Source organism: Kocuria dechangensis (assembly GCF_014636775.1).
GTDB lineage: Bacteria > Actinomycetota > Actinomycetes > Actinomycetales > Micrococcaceae > Kocuria > Kocuria dechangensis.
On record NZ_BMEQ01000013.1, the window covers coordinates 77,300 to 95,246 of the forward strand.

17 protein-coding genes and 1 tRNA gene are annotated in these 17,947 nt (G+C 74.3%); 8 read left to right on the forward strand and 10 right to left on the reverse strand.

Annotation, left to right across the window (positions count from 1 at the left end; translation table 11 throughout):
* Positions 1 to 48: 48 nt before the first annotated feature.
* The 6 genes from IEW07_RS12505 to IEW07_RS12530 all read left to right on the forward strand — a co-directional run bounded on the left by IEW07_RS12505 (position 49) and on the right by IEW07_RS12530 (position 6,289).
* Entirely contained in the window at positions 49 to 1,485 is a 1,437-nt protein-coding gene (locus IEW07_RS12505; protein ID WP_188537721.1) for a cryptochrome/photolyase family protein, read from the forward strand.
* Between the two features lie 73 nt (positions 1,486 to 1,558).
* The gene (locus IEW07_RS12510) at positions 1,559 to 2,542 is read left to right on the forward strand and encodes an NAD(P)H-quinone oxidoreductase (RefSeq protein ID WP_188537722.1); all 984 of its coding nucleotides are present in this window, start codon (positions 1,559 to 1,561) and stop codon (positions 2,540 to 2,542) included.
* A gap of 112 nt (positions 2,543 to 2,654) precedes the next feature.
* Positions 2,655 to 4,982 (forward strand): carbon starvation CstA family protein, encoded by a 2,328-nt coding sequence (locus tag IEW07_RS12515; RefSeq protein ID WP_188537723.1) that lies wholly within the window; start codon positions 2,655 to 2,657, stop codon positions 4,980 to 4,982.
* Entirely contained in the window at positions 4,975 to 5,199 is a 225-nt protein-coding gene (locus tag IEW07_RS12520; RefSeq protein ID WP_188537724.1) for a YbdD/YjiX family protein, read from the forward strand. Before IEW07_RS12515 ends, IEW07_RS12520 begins: the two co-directional genes overlap by 8 nt.
* 191 nt (positions 5,200 to 5,390) lie before the next feature.
* Positions 5,391 to 5,846 (forward strand): hypothetical protein, encoded by a 456-nt coding sequence (locus tag IEW07_RS12525; RefSeq protein ID WP_188537725.1) that lies wholly within the window; start codon positions 5,391 to 5,393, stop codon positions 5,844 to 5,846.
* 107 nt (positions 5,847 to 5,953) lie between these two features.
* Positions 5,954 to 6,289, forward strand: a complete 336-nt coding sequence (locus tag IEW07_RS12530; RefSeq protein ID WP_188537726.1) for a hypothetical protein — start codon at positions 5,954 to 5,956, stop codon at positions 6,287 to 6,289.
* A 38-nt stretch (positions 6,290 to 6,327) separates the two neighbouring features.
* Here the strand turns inward: IEW07_RS12530 and IEW07_RS12535 are convergent, their stop codons facing one another.
* From IEW07_RS12535 to IEW07_RS12555, 5 genes are all read right to left on the reverse strand, one after another.
* Entirely contained in the window at positions 6,328 to 6,927 is a 600-nt protein-coding gene (locus tag IEW07_RS12535; RefSeq protein WP_188537727.1) for a glycosyltransferase, read from the reverse strand.
* A gap of 176 nt (positions 6,928 to 7,103) precedes the next feature.
* On the reverse strand, positions 7,104 to 7,535 hold the full coding sequence (locus IEW07_RS12540) for an ATP-binding protein (RefSeq protein ID WP_188537728.1): 432 nt from the start codon (positions 7,533 to 7,535) through the stop codon (positions 7,104 to 7,106).
* Positions 7,528 to 7,860, reverse strand: coding sequence for an STAS domain-containing protein (locus IEW07_RS12545; RefSeq protein WP_188537729.1), 333 nt, complete (start codon positions 7,858 to 7,860; stop codon positions 7,528 to 7,530). The genes IEW07_RS12540 and IEW07_RS12545 overlap by 8 nt, the downstream gene beginning before the upstream one ends.
* Positions 7,844 to 9,799, reverse strand: a complete 1,956-nt coding sequence (locus IEW07_RS12550) for a glycosyltransferase family 2 protein (protein WP_188537732.1) — start codon at positions 9,797 to 9,799, stop codon at positions 7,844 to 7,846. Before IEW07_RS12550 ends, IEW07_RS12545 begins: the two co-directional genes overlap by 17 nt.
* Positions 9,796 to 10,908: a PP2C family protein-serine/threonine phosphatase gene (locus tag IEW07_RS12555; protein WP_188537734.1), complete on the reverse strand. Its 1,113-nt coding sequence runs from the start codon at positions 10,906 to 10,908 to the stop codon at positions 9,796 to 9,798. Before IEW07_RS12555 ends, IEW07_RS12550 begins: the two co-directional genes overlap by 4 nt.
* Before the next feature lie 79 nt (positions 10,909 to 10,987).
* On the opposite strand from IEW07_RS12555, the gene IEW07_RS12560 reads away from it, so the two are divergent.
* Complete coding sequence (locus IEW07_RS12560) at positions 10,988 to 12,691, forward strand: sensor histidine kinase (protein ID WP_229741824.1); 1,704 nt, start codon at positions 10,988 to 10,990, stop codon at positions 12,689 to 12,691.
* Between the two features lie 64 nt (positions 12,692 to 12,755).
* Here the strand turns inward: IEW07_RS12560 and IEW07_RS12565 are convergent.
* Positions 12,756 to 12,828, reverse strand: a tRNA-Thr gene (locus IEW07_RS12565).
* A gap of 222 nt (positions 12,829 to 13,050) precedes the next feature.
* Between IEW07_RS12565 and IEW07_RS12570 the strand changes: the two genes are divergently transcribed.
* Positions 13,051 to 13,779 (forward strand): HAD-IA family hydrolase, encoded by a 729-nt coding sequence (locus IEW07_RS12570; RefSeq protein ID WP_229741825.1) that lies wholly within the window; start codon positions 13,051 to 13,053, stop codon positions 13,777 to 13,779.
* Here IEW07_RS12570 and IEW07_RS12575 read toward each other — a convergent pair.
* Genes IEW07_RS12575 through tmk form a run of 4 tightly spaced genes read right to left on the reverse strand, consistent with a single transcriptional unit; the run spans position 13,766 to position 17,798 of the window.
* Positions 13,766 to 14,353 carry a HutD/Ves family protein gene (locus tag IEW07_RS12575; RefSeq protein WP_188537738.1) on the reverse strand — a complete coding sequence of 196 codons (588 nt, stop codon included), beginning with the start codon at positions 14,351 to 14,353 and terminating at the stop codon, positions 13,766 to 13,768. The genes IEW07_RS12570 and IEW07_RS12575 overlap by 14 nt on opposite strands.
* A 52-nt stretch (positions 14,354 to 14,405) precedes the next feature.
* Positions 14,406 to 15,995: an alpha/beta hydrolase gene (locus IEW07_RS12580; protein WP_188537740.1), complete on the reverse strand. Its 1,590-nt coding sequence runs from the start codon at positions 15,993 to 15,995 to the stop codon at positions 14,406 to 14,408.
* A gap of 28 nt (positions 15,996 to 16,023) precedes the next feature.
* On the reverse strand, positions 16,024 to 17,163 hold the full coding sequence (locus IEW07_RS12585; protein ID WP_188537742.1) for a DNA polymerase III subunit delta': 1,140 nt from the start codon (positions 17,161 to 17,163) through the stop codon (positions 16,024 to 16,026).
* Positions 17,160 to 17,798 (reverse strand): dTMP kinase, encoded by a 639-nt coding sequence (gene tmk, locus IEW07_RS12590; RefSeq protein WP_229741829.1) that lies wholly within the window; start codon positions 17,796 to 17,798, stop codon positions 17,160 to 17,162. Before tmk ends, IEW07_RS12585 begins: the two co-directional genes overlap by 4 nt.
* Positions 17,799 to 17,947: the final 149 nt, after the last annotated feature.

Below are 17,947 nucleotides of genomic sequence, written 5' to 3' on the forward strand. Positions count from 1 at the left end.
TCCACGAGCCGTGGAGGCCCGCCAAAGCCCCCGGCTAGGGTGGGGCGGGTGAGCGCACCGGAGAGCCCCGACCGCGGGACGACGACGATCGTGTGGTTCCGGGACGACCTGCGGGTCACGGACCACCCCGCGCTCGATGCCGCGTGCCGGCGGGGCGAGGCGCTGGCCCTCTACGTCCTCGACGAGGCGTCGGAGGGCGTCCGCCCCCTGGGCGCCGCGGCGAGGTGGTGGCTGGACGGGTCGCTGCGCTCCCTGCGCGCCTCGCTCGAGGAGCTGGGCGTTCCCCTCCTGCTGCGCCGCGGCCCGGCGGGACAGGTGGTGCCCGACGTCCTCGAGCGCACCGGTGCCGGCGGGATCACGTGGAACCGCCGCTACGGCGCCCCGGAGCGGGCGGTCGACGCCGCGGTGGAGCAGTGGTGCGCCGGGCGCGGGGTCGCGGCGCGCTCCTTCCGGGCCGGCCTCCTGCACGAGCCCTCGGAGCTGCGCACGGGGGCGGGCGGGCCGTACCGGGTGTTCACCCCGTTCTGGAAGGCGCTGCGGAGCCGGGAGGTGCGCCAGCCGCTGCCGGCCCCCCGCGCGGGCCGGGGCGCGCTCCCGCGCGCGGCGGACGCCGGGGGCGGCGAGGACCCCGGCGGGTGGGACCTGCTGCCCCCTCCGGAGCGGGCGGAGGGCCTCGCCCGGGCCTGGACGGTCGGGGAGGCCGCCGCGTGGGAGCGGCTGGACGCGTTCCTCGACCGCGTCGAGGACTACGCCGAGGGCCACGACCGCCCGGACCGCGACGGCACGAGCCGGCTCTCCCCGCACCTGCGGTGGGGGGAGATCAGCCCGTACGCCGTGTGGGACGCCGCCGTCCGGCACCGCGCGGAGCGGGGGAGCAGCCCCGGGCTCGAGAAGTTCCTGACCGAGCTGGGCTGGCGGGAGTTCAACTGGCACCAGCTCCACCACGTGCCCGACCTGCACGTGCGCCACGTCCGCCCCCGCTTCGACGCGTTCCCCTGGCGGGACCCGGCCGAGGCCGCCGCCGACCTGCGCGCCTGGCAGCAGGGCCGCACCGGCATCCCGCTCGTCGACGCCGGGATGCGCCAGCTCGAGCAGACCGGCTGGATGCACAACCGCGTCCGGATGGTGACGGCGTCCCTGCTCACCAAGAACCTGCTCGTCGACTGGCGGGCGGGGGAGCAGTGGTTCTGGGACCGGCTCGTGGACGCGGACCCCGCGTGCGGGCCGGGCAACTGGCAGTGGGTCGCCGGCTCCGGGGCGGACGCGAGTCCGTGGTTCCGGATCTTCAACCCGGTGACGCAGGCGCGGAAGTTCGACCCCGACGCCCGCTACGTCCGCCGCTGGCTCCCCGAGCTGGCGGGGGACGAGGGCGTGGACCCCTTCGAGCCCGGACCCCTGGGCCCCGCCCTGGGCTACCCCGAGCCGATCGTGGACCTCCGGGCCAGCCGGGAGCGCGCGCTCGACGCCTACGCCTCCACCAGGTGACCGCCGGGTGACCCGGGCAGCGGCGCGGGCCACAATGGGGAGCGAACCGCGCCCCCGACAGGAAGGCACCACCATGCGCGCAGTGCTCGAGACGACCCCCGGCGGCCCCGAGGTCCTGACCGTCACGGAGGTCCCGGCCCCCGAGCTCACCCCCGACGGCGTGCGGATCCGCGTCCGCGCCGCCGGGATCAACCGGGCGGACGTCATGCAGCGCCTCGGCCGGTACCCCGTCCCGCCGGGAGCCTCGAACATCTTCGGGCTCGAGGTCTCGGGCACGGTCCTGGAGCTCGGACCCGAGGTCTCCGGCGACGCCGGGCTCGCGGTGGGGGACGACGTCGTCGCGCTCCTCGACTCCGGCGGGTACGCCGAGGAGGTCGTGGCCCCGGCCGCCCAGGTCCTGCCCGTCCCCGCCGGCGTGGACCCCGTGGCGGCCGCCGGGCTGCCCGAGGTGTGCGCCACCGTGTTCTCCAACGTCTTCATGACCGCCGCCGCCCGCGAGGGGGAGACGGTCCTCATCCACGGGGGCACCGGCGGGATCGGCACCAACGCCATCCAGATGTGCCGGGCGCTCGGGCTGCGCGTGCTCACCACGGTCGGCAGCCCGGAGAAGGCCGCCGCCGCCCGGGATCTCGGCGCGGAGACCGTCAACTACCGCGAGGAGGACTTCGTCGAGCGGGTCAAGGAGCTGACCGACGGCCGCGGCGCGGACATCGTCCTGGACGTCGTGGGCGCCATGTACCTCGAGCGGAACGTCGACGCGCTCGCCGTCAACGGCCGGGTCGTCGTCATCGGGCTGCAGGGCGGGCGCAAGGGGGAGCTGGACCTCGGCAAGCTCATGGCCAAGCGCGGGGCGGTCATCGGGACGACGCTGCGCTCCCGCCCCGCCGAGGAGAAGGCGCAGATCATGGCCGCCGTGCGCGAGCACGTGTGGCCGCACGTCGAGGCCGGGCGGATCGTGCCGGTGATCAACCGCACCTTCCCGCTCGAGGAGGCCGCCGCGGCCCACGAGTACTTCGACTCCGGCGCGCACATCGGCAAGGTGCTGCTCGTCCCCTGAGCGCGGGCGGCGCGGCCCCGCGCGTGCTGTGTCGGTGCTCACGGCGGGTCTACACTCGGAGCTGATTTCCCAGGAGATCCACAGCTTCCCTTCCCACGACTGGAGACCTGCGATGAGCTCTTCCCACCGGCCCCCTGAGGGGCCAGACGACACCACGCCACCGGGCCCCGCCGGGGGCGCCCCCACCGCCCTGGACGAGCGGCCGCCGGCCGCCCTCGACCCGGAGACCGTGGAGCAGGAGAACCGCCGCTGGACCCCGGCGAAGATCGCCCTCTGGGTCGGGATCGCCCTGGTCGGGGCCCTGGGCTGGTTCATGCTCGCGATCGCCCGCGGCGAGGCCGTCAACGCCATCTGGTTCGTCTTCGCGGCCGTGGCCACGTACCTGATCGCCTACCGCTTCTACTCGAAGTTCATCGAGGACAAGCTGGTCCGCCCCGACGACACCCGGGCCACCCCGGCCGAGTACAAGGCCAACGGCAAGGACTTCATGCCGACCGACCGCCGGGTGCTCTACGGGCACCACTTCGCGGCGATCGCCGGGGCCGGGCCCCTGGTGGGCCCCGTGCTGGCCGCGCAGATGGGCTACCTGCCGGGGACCATCTGGATCATCGTGGGCGTGATCCTCGCCGGCGCGGTCCAGGACTACCTCGTCCTGTTCTTTTCCATGCGCCGCGGCGGCCGCTCGCTGGGCCAGATGGCCCGCGAGGACCTGGGCACCGTCGGCGGGACCGCGGCCATCGTCGCGACCCTCGCCATCATGATCATCATCACCGCGATCCTCGCCCTGGTGGTCGTCAACGCCCTCGGCGAGTCCCCGTGGGGCGTGTTCTCCGTGGCCATGACCATCCCCATCGCGCTGTTCATGGGCGTCTACCTGCGCTACCTGCGCCCGGGCCAGGTCATGGAGGTCTCCGTGATCGGGTTCGTGCTGCTGATGCTCGCGATCGTCGCCGGCGGCTGGGTGGCCGAGAGCCCGGCCTGGGCCGAGGTCTTCACGCTGGAGCGCACCACCATCGCGTGGGGCATCATCATCTACGGCTTCGTCGCCGCGATCCTGCCGGTGTGGCTGCTGCTCGCGCCGCGCGACTACCTCTCCACCTTCATGAAGATCGGCGTGATCGGGCTGCTGGCGATCGCGATCGTCGTCGTCCGTCCCGAGGTCACCGCCCCCGCCGTGGACGTCTTCGCGTCCCGCTCGGACGGCCCGGTGTTCCCCGGCTCGCTGTTCCCGTTCCTGTTCGTCACCATCGCCTGCGGCGCCCTGTCCGGGTTCCACGCGCTGATCTCCTCCGGCACCACCCCGAAGCTGCTCGAGAAGGAGCGGCAGGCCCGTTTCATCGGCTACGGCGGGATGCTCATGGAGTCCTTCGTGGCGATCATGGCCCTCGTGGCCGCCGTGACCATCGACCGCGGCCTGTACTTCGCCATGAACTCCTCGGCCGCCGTCACGCAGGGCACCGTCGAGGGTGCGGCCGCGTTCGTGAACTCGCTGGGCCTCACCGGCGTGAACGTGGACCCGGCCATGCTGGAGTCCACGGCCCAGGCCGTGGGCGAGGAGTCCGTGGTCTCCCGCACCGGCGGTGCGCCGACGCTGGCCGTGGGCCTGGCGAACATCCTGGCGCAGATGTTCGGCGGGGGCGGGATGATGAGCTTCTGGTATCACTTCGCGATCATGTTCGAGGCGCTGTTCATCCTCACCGCCGTGGACGCCGGGACCCGCGTGGCCCGGTTCATGCTCTCCGACTCCCTGGGCAACGTGTTCCCCCGCTTCAAGGACACCTCGTGGCGGGTGGGCGCGTGGCTCACCACGGCGATCATGGTGGCCGGCTGGGGCGCGATCCTCTACATGGGCGTGACCGACCCCCTGGGCGGCATCAACACCCTCTTCCCGCTGTTCGGCATCGCCAACCAGCTGCTCGCCGCGATCGCCCTGGCCGTGTGCCTGACCATCGCGGCCAAGCGCGGATCCTTCAAGTACCTCTGGATCATCGCGCTGCCCCTGGCGTTCGTCACGGTGATCACGGTCTACGGGTCGATCCTGAAGATCTTCTCCTCCGTCCCGGCCGTCGGCTACTGGGCGCAGAACAGCGCGTTCCGCGCCGCGAAGGCCTCCGGCGCCGAGTCCTTCGGCACGGCCAGGACCCCGGAGGCGATCGACGCGGTGATCCGCAACACCTTCATCCAGGGGTCGCTGTCCATCCTGTTCGTGGTGCTCGCGGTGATCGTCATCATCACCGCGCTCGTCCGCACCGCCCAGGCCTGGGCCCACCGCGACGACCCCGAGCACCCCTCCCGGCACAACACCGAGGACCCCTACCGGCCGGCGGAGATCTTCGCTCCGGCCGGGCTCGTGCCCTCGGCCGCGGAGAAGGATCTCGAGCGGCAGTGGGCGGAGTACCGCCGGGCGCACCCGCAGCCCCGGAGGCGCAGCCATGGCTGACCCCTCCGCCCCGGGCTCCGGCCTCGCCCAGGGCCTGCGCCGGGCCGCGGGCGTGCTCGGGCGCCTGGGCCGCGGCGTGCTCACGGGGGACCGGTACGAGCACTACCTCAGGTACCACGCCTCCACCGGCTGCGAGCACCCCCCGATGACCGAGGCCGAGTACTGGCGCGACTACCACGCCTGGCAGGACGACAACCCGCAGGGCCGCTGCTGCTGAAGCGGCACCGTCCCCCGTCGACGGCCCCGGACCGACCGGTCCGGGGCCGTCCCCGTGCCGTCCCCGTGCCGTCCCCGTGCCGTCCCCGTGCCGTCCGGGTGCCGTCCGCGCCTGTGCCCGCGTCCCGGCCGAGGCGGAGGAGCGCGGCCCGGCCGCATAGGATGAGACGTCTGCTCGAGAAAGGACCGCCCGTGGGATTCCTGCGCGACTACCGCGCCGCTCGCCGTGACGAGGCCGAACTCGGTCTGGGCGTGTGGCGTCGCGCCCACGACCGGTTCCGCCGGGGCCTGGACCGCTTCCACCAGATCCTGGAGACCATGCCGGACAAGGCGTTCGCCCAGGCGGTGGTGCCGACCGCCAACGCGCTGGCCGACCTGCTGCCGGAGGTGCGGGCCGTGTGCGCCGAGGCCCAGCGCACCGCCCCGAGCACCAGCACCGACATCCCCGCCTCCGCCGGCGGGTACCTCAACGACGTCCACCGGGAGCTCTCCCGTGCGGGCAACGCGATGGCCCAGGCGGCGGAGGCCCTCACCATGGCGCGGTTCGTGCGCGACGACGAGGCGCACCGCCTCGAGATCGTCGCCCGGCGCGCGGAGGCCGTGCGGGACCACGTGCGCCGGGCGCGGGAGCTGCTCGAGCGCGGCTGAGCGGCTCCGGTGCCCGCGGAGAGCTCGTGGGCCCGGGGAAGGCTTGTGGGGACGCCGCGGCTCTGCCAGGCTGGACCCGACAGCCTGCTGATGATCGGACGGACCCCATGCGCACTCCCGGATACGACTACCGTGCCGCCGACGACGACTCCGACCTCCGCCGGGCCCGCTCGCCGCTCGGCCGGCCCGGCCCGTGGCGGCCGGGGCACGGCGCACCCGGCTACGACCTGCCGGGCTACCGCGGCGGACCGTACGGCCGCGGCCACCGGGGCGGTCGCTCGGGGTTCCGCGTGCTGCCGTTCCCCAGCTACTCCACCCGGACCCGGCGCGGCACCAACGTCTCGGTGGGCGGGTGCTGCCTGCCCATCCCCATCGGGTGCCTGACCACCACGGTCCTGGCCGGCTCGGCCGCCGTCCTCGTGGGCCGCGCGGTCCGCTCCTGAGCGCGGGCGCGGGGCCTGCCGACCGCGACCGTCCCCGGTCAGGACGCGACGCCGACCACCGCCGGGCCCACCACGGCGGGCCGGGCCCGGCCGGCCTCCCCGGGCAGGGCGGCCGGAGAGGCCGGTGCCGGGGCCCCGGGGACGGCGAGCTGCCAGCCGACGGCGCCGAGCTCCGTCGCCAGGCGCGCGTGGCCGAGCACGGGGTCCTCGTCATAGTAGTGGCCGTAGGCCGCGTGCACGTCCGCCAGCGCGCACCAGCGGATCAGCACGGCGCCCCCGCGGACCAGGGCGGGCGGCGCCGCGACGGCACCCACGTTGCGGTCCGCGAGCGCCGCGACGGCGGACTCGAGGAACAGCGGCGGGAGCTCGGCCGCGGGGTCCACGGCCAGGACCAGGTCCTGGGGGCACAGGCGCACCGTGGCCAGGGCCTGGTTGAGGGCGCCGGAGGTGCGGTGGGCGTTGTCGACGGTGAGCAGGACCTCGGCGCCGGCGAGCAGCGCCGCCTCCACGGTGCGGTCTGTGGACGCGTCGGACATCACGAGGACGCGCTCCGGCGGTCTGGTCTGGCGCCGCAGGGCGGCCACAGCCCGGCCGACCCTCGACCCCTCGTTGTGCGCTGGAATGATCGCGGTGATCATGACCGGTTCCTCCCCCCGCTCCCGCCCGGCGGTGCCGGGGGCGGGAGCGCGTCCGGTCCCCCGACCGGACTTCCTGACCACCACTCTAGGCCTCAGCACCGACGGTTCCCATACGCAAATGGGGGGACATCCGTCCAGGTCGCGCAGGGCCTCTCGGAGGAGTGGGGGCGCCGGGATCAGGAGCCCCGGTACTCCCGGCACAGCACCCAGACGTTGGTGTCGTCGCGCCGTTCGAAGACCACCGCGCTGACCAGGGCCTGGATCAGGGCCATGCCGCGGCCGGACTCGGCCGCGCTCTCCGCGGCGGGCATGCCGCCGTCGACCTCCACCTCGGCGGGGGCGGCGCCGATCTCGTAGATCCGCGCCTCGAGCCGGGAGGCCTCGGCGGTGATGTCCACCTCGAGCTCGAGCGGGTCCTCGGCCGCGGGCACCGCGTGCACCACGACGTTGGTGGCCGCCTCCACGACCGCGAGCGTGAAGGCCATCCGGTCCGGCTCGGGCACGAAGTCCGCCTCGGCCCAGAGCCCGTCGAGGTCGTTGTGCACGGCGTCGACGGTCTCGGCGGTGGCGGGTCCCCGGCGAGCCCGGTGCACGCTCGGCTCAGGCATCGCGGAACGCTTCGTCGGCGGTGTCGTAGGGGGTCAGCACCCGGTTCATGCTCGTGAGCTCCAGGACCATCTGCACCTGCGGCCGCACGTTGGCGATCCGCAGGTCCCCGCCCGCCTGGCGGGCCAGCTTCAGGCAGCCGATGAGGGCGCCCAGGCCGGAGGAGTCCATGAACTCGGTGCCCCCCAGGTCGACCACCACGTGGTTGCTGCCGCCGGAGACCACCTCGGCCACGACCTCCCGCAGCTTCGGGGCGCCCACCATGTTCAGCCGGCCCGTGCCGGTGATATGGGCGAACGTCGGCTTGTGCTCAACCGTGAACTGCATCGGCATTCCTCTCCTCCGGGACATGTCCCGTGTATCTCGCGGCGGTGACGAGCACGCTCAGCACCACCAGGTCGAAGGCGACCCAGGCCACGTTGACCAGGGTGCCCACCGGTTCGTTCAGGCCCAGCCACAGGCGCACCGCGCCCACCACGAGCGCCGCCGAGAGCAGGGCCATCACGACGAGCTGCGGCCGGATCAGGTGCCAGGCCGGGCCGGAGTCCTGCCGGACCTTGGGGGTCACGGCGAAGTCCAGGGGGCGCCCGAACCACACGTTGCGGGCGGCCGTGGTGCACGCCCTGATCCATGTGGGGAACAGCGCGAGGCTGTACTGCTGGCCCCGCCACGTCGGGATGCCCCGGCCCACCACCAGGAACAGCAGCTGGTTCACCACCATGAAGGGGATGAACCGGAGGAAGAAGTCGGCGCTGAGGCTCGTGACGGGCAGGACGCCCAGGACCAGGTAGACGATGGGCGCCGCGAAGTAGACGACGGCCGCGAAGCCGCTCAGGTAGCTCCACATCGTGGCGAAGTACATCAGCCGCTGGCCCGGGCTCAGGCGCCGCTCGAGCAGCGGGTTCTCCCTGAGCATGACCTGGACCGTGCCCTGCGCCCAGCGCAGCCGCTGGGTGAGCATGGTCTTGAGGTCCTCGGGGGCCAGGCCGTGGGCGAGCACCTCGTGGTGGTAGACGCTGCGCCAGCCCAGGCCGTGCAGCCGCATGGCGGTCGCCATGTCCTCGGTGACGGAGATCGTGGCCAGCGGCATGACGGGCTGGGCCTCGCCGGGCCGGTCCACGGACACGGCCTCGAGCACCTCCCGGACGGGCTCGAGGGAGGCCAGCGGGGAGAGGTCCCGGCGGGACATCCGCTCCACGGCGGACTCGAGCTCCTCCGGCCACACCATGCCGTTCTCGGGCGGCAGGTCGAGGGCGGCGATCTCGGCGAGGTCGGCCTGGATGCCGGAGAAGTCCTGCGTGACCATCCGGCGCGCCGCGGCGTCGACCTCCCGCTGGAGCCGGTAGGTCAGCTCGGTCAGCGGGGCGCCGGCCTTCAGCTCGGCGCGGGCGCGGTCGGTGGCGGCCTCGACGTCGTCGAGCATCCCCGCGATGACGGGATCCGCGGCCTCCGGGGACCGGCGCGCCCTGCGCAGGGCCGTCCGGGCGCGCGCCAGGGACTCCTTGACGTCCCGCTCGACCTCCCGGACGTAGCCGGACAGTCCCAGCTGCATGAGCGCCTCGCGGCGCAGCACGGCGTTGGAGCCGCAGAAGAAGGCGGCGTTCCAGCCGTCCTTGCCCTGCTGGATGGGGCCGTAGAACAGGGGGGCCTGGCTGCCCAGCGGGTCGTGGGCCGGGACGTTGACGAACCACTGGGGGGTCTGCACGAGGGCGACCTTGCGGTCGTTGAACCAGCCCAGGGTCCGGTCGAGGATCTCGGGGGCCGGGACCTGGTCGGCGTCCAGGATGAGCAGGAACTCGCCCTGGGTCAGCATCAGCGCGTTGTTGAGGTTGCCCGCCTTCGCGTGGCGGGGGCGGTCGTCCCAGTCCTCGCCGCGGGTGAGGTAGCCCAGCCCGTGCTCGCCGGCGAGCGCCTCGAGCTCGGGCCGGGCGCCGTCGTCGAGGATCCAGGTGCTGTGCGGGTGGCGGATCGCCTGCGCCGCCAGGGCGGTGCGCATCACCAGGTCCACGGGCTCGTCGTAGGTGGTGACGAAGACGTCCACCGTGGCGCCCGGGGGCGGGGGGCCGGGCTCGCCGCGGCGCTTGAGCCGCCACACGGTGAGCCCGAACAGGGTCACGTCGATGAGGCTGTAGGTCTCGGCCAGCACGAGCGGCACCGCGATCCACCACGCGGACCAGTTCAGCGACTCCAGCCAGCGCCACGCGATGTAGTTGACGCCCAGCAGCACGGTCAGCACGACCGTCAGCCGCACGAGGAAGCGGTTCACAGCGCGCCTCCCGGGGCGGTGGGCCGGCGGCGGACGAGCACGGCGGTCACGTCGTCGGCCGCGGCGTCGGAGGGCACCAGGTCGAGGATCGCCTGGCAGGCCTCCCGGCTGCCGGGGTGCTCCGCGACCACGGCGGCGACCGCCCGCACCGCCTCCTCGACGTCCTCGAACGCGTCCAGCAGGCCGTCGCTGACGACGACGAGCGCGTCGCCCGGGGCCAGTCGCAGCGAGCCGGAGGCCCACTCGGTGTCGGGGACGGCGCCCACGGGCGGACCCCCGGAGGGGAGGCGGTCGGCGCCGCCGGCGTGGACGTGCAGGCCCAGGCCGTGGCCGGCGTCGACGTAGTCGACAGTCCCCCGGGCGGTGTCCAGCCGGGCGTGGAAGAGCGTCACGAAGGACCCGGAGTGGACCAGGTCGTTCTCGAGGTGCCGGCAGGTGTCCCGGAAGGCCTGCGCCATGTCCGGCTGCCCGGCCGCGGAGCGCAGCACGGCGCGGACGGTGGCGGCGATCAGCGCCGCCCCCATCCCCTTGCCCATGGCATCCGCCAGCGAGACCTGGAGCCCGTCCCCGGTCGCGTACCAGTCGAAGAAGTCCCCGCCGACGCTGCGCGAGGGCCGGCACAGGCCCCCGACGTCGTAGCCGGGGACGGCCGGTGCGGTGGCGGGCAGCAGGCTGCGCTGCACCTCGGCGGCGCGGCGCAGCTCCTCGGCGTCGGCCTGCTCGGCCCGGGCGCGCGGCCGGCGGAACATGGCCTCGATCCGGGCCTGGAGCTCGCGGGGGCTGAAGGGCTTGCTGATGTAGTCGTCCGCCCCGAGCTCGAGGCCCCTGAGCCGGTCGATCTCGCCCGGCCGGGCCGTGACCATGAGCAGGTAGGCGTCCGAGAACTCGCGGACCCGGCGGCAGATCTCCATGCCGTCGAGGTCCGGGAGGTTGAGGTCGAGCGTGATGAGGTCGGCGCCGTCGCGGCGCACCGCCTCGAGCCCGTCGAGGCCGGTCGCGGCGGTCGTCACCGTGAAACCGCGCATGCCGATGGTCTGGGCGAGGAGGTTGCGGATGTCGTCGTGATCCTCGATGACGACGGCACGGCGACCCTGGGGGGAGGGGGTCATGACCCAATTAAGCCGGTAATCTTTGCAGATGTCATCCCGACCCCCCGGGGATGACGAAGCTTGCGACGGAAGAGTGCCCGTGGACCGCGTTCTCAGCCTGCTCTCCCTCAACCGGATCCGCTTCCACGAGCTGTCGATGCGCGTGCGGGTGCTCCTGACCCAGCTGCCGTTCTTCGTCACCACGGTGGTCCTCCTCGCCGGGCTGTGGGTCGTGCACGAGCCCCTGCGCCAGGACCCGCAGCTCCGGACCGTCCTGGCGCTCACCGTGGCCCTGACGATCCTGTGCGTCGTCGTGCCCTGGGACCGGCTGCCCGACGGATGGTTCCTCGTGGTCCCGGTGCTGGACTTCGTGCCGCTGGCCCTCCTCCGGGAGGCCTCGAGCAGCTACGTCACCGGCATCGGCATCATGGCGGCCTTCCCCATGATCTGGTTCGCCGCCTCGGGCCGGCTCCCGCGGGCCGCGGCGCCGCTGGGCTTCCTGCTGACCCTCGCCATGGTCTGGGTCCCGCTCCTGGTCCGCCCGGGCCGGCCGACGGCCACGGAGCTCGCCGCCCCGCTGCTGATCCCGTTCGTGCTGCTGGGGATCGGGTTCACCGTGCAGGTGCTCTCGAACAGCATGGACCGGCAGAAGGCCGAGCTGGAGGCCAAGGACGCCGAGCTGCGCCGGCTCCTGACTGCCACGGCGCGCCGGGAGCGGCTGCTCGACACCATCCTGGACACCGTCGACGTGGGCGTGCTGGCGATCGACGCCGACGGCCACGACGTCCTGGGCAACCAGAAGCAGCGGACGATGCACCGCGTCGGCGTCCCCGCAGGGGCCGCGGACGCGGCGGAGGCGGAGCTGCTGGTCTTCGACGACGACGGCGTGACCCCCGTCCCGCCGGCGGACCGCCCGGCGGCGCGGGCGGTCGCGGGGGAGTCCTTCTCGGACCGGCTGATCCACATCGGGGTGCCTCCCCGGCAGCGGGTCTACTCCGTCTCGGCGCGGACCATGCGGGACCAGGAGGGGCGCAGCGAGGGCTCCGTGCTGACCTTCACCGACGTCACCGACCTCGTGGCCGCGCTGCAGGCGAAGGACGACTTCCTGGCCGGGGTCTCCCACGAGCTGCGCACGCCCCTGACCTCGATCCGCGGCTACACCGAGCTGCTGGCCATGGACGACCAGCTGCCCGGGCGCGCCCACGCCGGGCTCGAGGTGATCGAGCGCAACGCGGACCAGCTGCTGGTGCTGGTCGAGGACCTGCTGGGCACGGCCGGCTCCGCGCTGGAGCTGCAGCTGCAGCGCGCGGACGTCGTCCAGGTCGTCCAGCAGTCCGTCGCGGCGGCCGAGCTGCGGGCCGCGGAGTCCGGCGTCGAGCTGCGCGTCGAGGCCCCGCCCCGGCTGCCTCTCGTCTGCGACTCGGTGCGCATCGGGCAGGTCCTCGACAACCTGCTCTCCAACGCCATCAAGTACTCGCCCGCCGGCGGGCCCGTGACCGTGCGCGTGGCCCCCGCGGGGGACGCCGTGCAGGTGCAGGTGGCGGACCGCGGCATGGGGATGCGCCCGCAGGACGCCGACAAGGTGTTCAGCCGGTTCTTCCGCAGCCAGAACGCCAGGATGTCCGCGATCCCGGGGCTGGGCCTCGGGCTGGCGGTCGCGCGCGAGATCGTGCGGCTGCACGGCGGGAGCATCCGGTGCGACAGCGAGCTCGGGGAGGGGACGGTCTTCACCGTGCTCCTGCCGGCCGACGCCCGGGCGGGGGACCTCGCGGACGGGGCCGGCCGCGCGCGGCAGGACGCCTGAGCGGCGGAACACCGCGGGAACGACGAAGGCCCCGACCGTGCGGTCGGGGCCTTCGGGCTCGCGGAGCCTCCTGTCGGAATCGAACCGACGACCTTTTCATTACGAGTGAAACGCTCTACCGACTGAGCTAAGGAGGCCTGCACCGTGCCGTCCGGGACGGGATCAGTGCACGTGAAACTGTAGCAGAGGCGGCCGCGCCGCCCGTAATCGGAGATCGGCGCGCCCTCGCGGCGGAGTTCGCCGCCTGTTCACCGGACCTTCAGTCCGCGAGCCTGGCCGCCGTCCCGCCCGGGGCGCAGGATGGACGGACACGACGATGGGGTCCGCCGCCCGGGCGCCCCCGGACGAGAGGACCTCAAGTGAGCATTCCGGCCGAGACCGCGCGGGGGCTGCGCCTGGCCTTCATCGACATGTCCGGGACCACGTTCCACGACAACGGGATCATGGAGCGGGCCTTCGAGCGGACCGTGGCGGGGCTCGGCGTCGACCCTGCCTCGGAGCGCTTCCAGCAGATGCTCGGGTACGTCCGGGACACCCTGGGCCAGTCCAAGGCGGGGGTGCTCGAGCAGCTGTTCGCGGGGGAGCCCGACCGGGTGGCGCAGGCGGTGCGCGCCTTCGAGCAGCACCTCGACGAGCTGCTCGCCACGGAGGGCGTCCGTCCCGTCGAGGGCGCGGAGCAGGCCGTCACGGAGCTGCGCGAGGCGGGCCTGATGGTCTGCCTGGCCACCGGGTACAACCGGCACAGCCAGAACACCATCCTCGAGAAGCTGGGCTGGATGGGCCTGGCGGACCTGAGCCTGTGCCCCTCGGACGCCGGCCGGGGCCGGCCCTGGCCGGACATGATCCTCACGGCGGTGCTCGCCCTGGACCTGGGCGACGTGCGGGAGGTCATGGTCGTCGGCGACACCGCCGCGGACGTGCAGGCGGGCCTGCGCGCCGGCTCCGCGGCCGTCGTCGGCGTGCGCACCGGCGCGCACGACGCGGGGTCACTGCGCGAGGCCGGTGCGCACGTGGTGGTCGACTCGATCCGGGACGTCCCGGCCCTGCTCGGCGCCGTGCGCCGGGAGGGCGGCGTCAGGACGGCGTGACGGGGTCCAGGGACACGACCGCCAGGAAGCCCCGGCCCGTGATCTCCGGGCTCTCCGGCTCGGCGCCGCGGACGGTGTCGTAGACGGCCAGCCCGGTCTCCGCCCCGTCCGCGGTCACCACGGCGCGACCGGCGAGCAGGACGGCGAACTGGCCGGCGAAGACGGGGTGCGGCCGCTTCTTCGACAGCTCCAGGACCACGACGTGCGCGCGCACGGCCTCGCGGCGGGCGACGACGTCGAGCACCCGGACCGGTCCGGTCGGCAGGGCGGCGGCCACGGGGACGTCCCCGGGGAGGCGGAAGGGCCGGTGCCGCTCCAGGCCCTGCTCCCGGCCGTCGACGTCGAGCACGAGCAGCTCGCCGTCGACCACCGTCAGGACGCGCTCCGTCCCGGGGACAGGAGACAGCTCGCCGGGGCCCTCGACGTCGGCCAGGCCCAGCCGCCAGCCGGCGCCACCCCCGGGGTCCCCGCCGCCGGTGGCGATCTCGCGGACGGTGCCGCCACCCCATGGGGTGGCGCGCAGGTCGGCGGCCCGCAGCACCGCGGGAGCGGGGGACGCCGGTGAGCCGGTCATGGGAGCCTCCTGGCGGGGGATCGGTCGGGGGATCGGTCGGTCGGGGGACCGGTCACGAGCACGTGGTGCCCTCGGCGGGCAGCTCGCCGTCGAGCAGGTAGGCCTCCACGGCGTCCTGCACGCACCGGTTGCCCGAGGTGTAGGCGGTGTGGCCGTAGCTGTCGTGGGTGAGCAGGGCCGCGCTGTCGAGCTGGTCGACGAGCGCCCGCGACCACTCGTAGGGCGTCGCCGGGTCGTGGGTCGTGCCGATGACGAGGAGGGGGTCGGAGCCCTCGGCGTCGATCGGGGCCTGCTCCGCGGGCGGGTCCACGGGCCAGCCCTGGCAGGCGGCCTCGCCGTAGCCCAGGTAGGGGCCGAAGGTCGGGGCGACCTCCTCGAGCTCCTCCTGGTGCCGGTCCATCTGCTCGTCGGTGACGCCCTCGGCGCTGCGGTCGAGGCAGGTGACGGCGGTGAACGCCAGGGTGGTGTTGTTCGCGTACTCCCCGCCCGGGCCGCGCCCGTGGGTGGCGTCGGACAGGGACATCAGCATGGAGTAGTCGCCCTCGCCGGCTTTCTTCAGCGCCTCGTCGAGCGCCGGGTAGGTCGAGGTCGAGTACAGCGGGGAGAGGATCCCCTCCACCACGTTGGTCGCGGTCACCGGGCGGCCGTCCGGGCCGGTCACGTCCTGCTCCTCCACGGAGCCGATGAGCTCCTGGACCCGGGCCACGCCCTGGTCCACGGTCCCGTCGCCGACCGCGCAGTCGCGGTACTCCCGCTGGCAGACCTCCACCCAGTGCCGCAGGTTGTCCTCGAAGCCCGCCGCCTGGTCCGTGGTGGCGTCCATGTTGCTCAGGGTCGGGTCCACGCCGCCGTCGAGCACGAGCCGCCCCGCGCGCTGCGGGAACAGCTCCGCGTACGCGGCGCCGAGGTGGGTGCCGTAGGAGAAGCCGAGGTAGTGGGTCTTCTCCTCGCCCAGCACCGCGCGCAGCACGTCCATGTCCCGGGCGGCGCTCGCGGTGTCCATCTCGGCCACGATCCCGCCGGAGTTCTGCACGCAGCGCTCGCCGATCTCCTGGTACTGCTCCCGCACGTCGTCGACGGGCTGGGCGTCCGGGTCGAACGCGGGCTCCGCGCGCCAGGCGTCCAGCTCGGCGTCGTCGAGGCACTCGATCCCGGCGGAGCGGCCGACGCCGCGGGGGTCGAAGCCCACGACGTCGTAGGCGTCTCGCACGTCGCCGGTGACCATGTACTCGGCGTCGAGCATCGCGTCCACGCCGGAGGCGCCGGGACCTCCCGGGTTCAGCAGCAGGCTCCCGCGGGACTCGCCGCCCGCGGGCAGCCGCGCCATCACCACGGTGGTGGACTCCCCGGCCGGGTCGTCGTAGTCCAGGGGCACCTCCACCTCGGCGCACTGCAGGTCCTCGTCCGCGCCGGCGGCCGCCCGCTCGAACTCGCAGTCCTCCCACGCCACGGTCTGCGTGTAGTAGCCCTCCAGCTCCGCGGGGACCCCGTCGACGACGGCGCCGCTCGCGCCTCCGGAGGGGGCCTCCGCCGTGGCCCCGGAGCCCGGCGACGAGCAGCCCGTCAGGAGCAGCGCGGCCGCCGCCAGCAGGGCCGCGGCGCGGGAGGGGGCATGGCGGAGGCGAGCGGGGCAGCGGCTCATGGGGGCTCCTTGGGGGAGGGGGCGGGGGTCAGAGGAGGGAGACGGCCATCGCCTCGAAGGCCAGCTGCGCGCTGACGTTGGTGCGGATCCGGTCCCGGGTCCGGCTGATCACGTCGATGCGGTGCAGGGTCTGCTCGGGCGTGGAGTTGGAGGCGTGGTCCTGCAGCTGCTGGGCCAGGTGCTCGTTGACCAGGCCGGACCCGGTGCGCAGCTGGAGGGTCAGGACGTCGCGGTAGAACGTGGTGAGGTCGATGAGGAAGCGGTCCAGCGTGTCCGTCTGGATCCGCCGCGACCGGCGCTTCTGGTCCGCCTCGAGCCGGTTCAGCGCACCGCGGATCGCCGGGGGGACCCGCCCGGTGTCCGGGGCGCCGAGGGCCACGAGGAGCTGCTTCTTCTCCGACTCGTTGCGGGCCTCGGCGTCCGCCTGGGACTCCTCGACGGCGATCTTGTGCAGCCGGTCCGCGGCGCGCACGGCGTCGGGGACGCCGGAGAGCTTCAGGGGCATGGACACGACCTCCTGGCGGCGCGTGCGGGCGTCGTCGTAGAGGGCCAGGCGCTTGGCGATCCCCACGTGGGACTGGGCCAGCCGCGCGCTCTCCTCCGCCCGGGCCCGGGGCACCCCGTGCCGGCGGATCAGCAGCTCGGCGACGTCCTCGACGGCGGGGACCTTCAGGGTCGCGGGGCGGCAGCGGGAGCGGATGGTCACGAGCACGTCCATGGGGCTCGGGGCGCACAGCAGCCAGATGGTGTTCGGGGGCGGCTCCTCGATGGCCTTGAGCATCACGTTGGAGGTGCGCTCCACCATGCGGTCGGCGTCCTCGACCACCATGACCCGCCAGCGGCCCACCGAGGGCTTGTCCTGCGCGCGCACGACGAGCTCGCGGGCCTCCTCGATGGTGATCTGCGGGTTCTCGGTGACGAAGTGCGTCAGGTCCGCGTGGGAGCTGGCGAGCACCGTGCGGCAGGCGTGGCAGTGCCCGCAGCCGCGCTCGGCGGGGTCCGCCTGCTCGCACAGCAGGGCCGCGGCGAAGGCGAGCGCCGCGTTGGAGCGGCCCGAGCCCGGCGGGCCGGTGAAGAGCCACGCGTGGGTGGGTCGGTCCTCCCGGGCCGCGCGGCGCAGCTGCCGCACCACGGCGTCCTGGCCCAGCAGCTGGTCCCACACGCTCACGCGCCCACCTCCGCGGCAGGTGCGAGCAGCGGGAGCGCCGCCAGGCGGGCGCGCACGGCGGCGGCGATCTCCCCCGCGGGCCGGGCGGCGTCGAGCACGAGGTAGCGCCCGGGATCCCGGCGGGCGAGGGCGAGGAAGGCCTCCCGGTTCGCGTCATGGAAGGCGTCCGGCTCGGTCTCCAGCCGGTCCCCGGGAGCGCCGTCGCGGGCCTCGCGGCGGGTGCGGCCGGTCGTGGCGGGGACGTCGAGCAGGACCGTGAGGTCGGGGACGAGCCGGTCCGTTGCCCACGCGTTGAGCTCGGCGACCCGGTCCACGCCCAGCCCCCGCCCGGCGCCCTGGTAGGCGGCGGAGGAGTCGGCGAACCGGTCCGAGACGACGACCTGCCCGGCGGCGAGCGCGGGGCGGATGAGCTGCTCCACGTGGGCGGCGCGGGCGGCGGCGAACAGCAGGGCCTCGGTGCGGGCGTCCACGGGCCCGTGGGCGGGGTCCAGGACGAGGGCGCGCAGCGTCTCGCCCAGAGGGGTCCCGCCCGGCTCGCGGGTGCGCACGACGTCGTGGCCCTCGGCGCGCAGCGCGTCGACGAGGGCCCGCACCTGGGTGGACTTCCCGGCGCCGTCCCCGCCCTCGAAGACCACGAAGACCCCGCGCCCGGAGGGGGCGGGGGAGGGCGGCGCGGCGGCGCCGGGAGTGCGTGCGGGGTCCGCTGGGGGAGTCACCCCACCAGACTATCGACCCGGGCGGACGCGGGGAGCACCGGCGACCCGCCCGCGGGCCGCTACCCTGG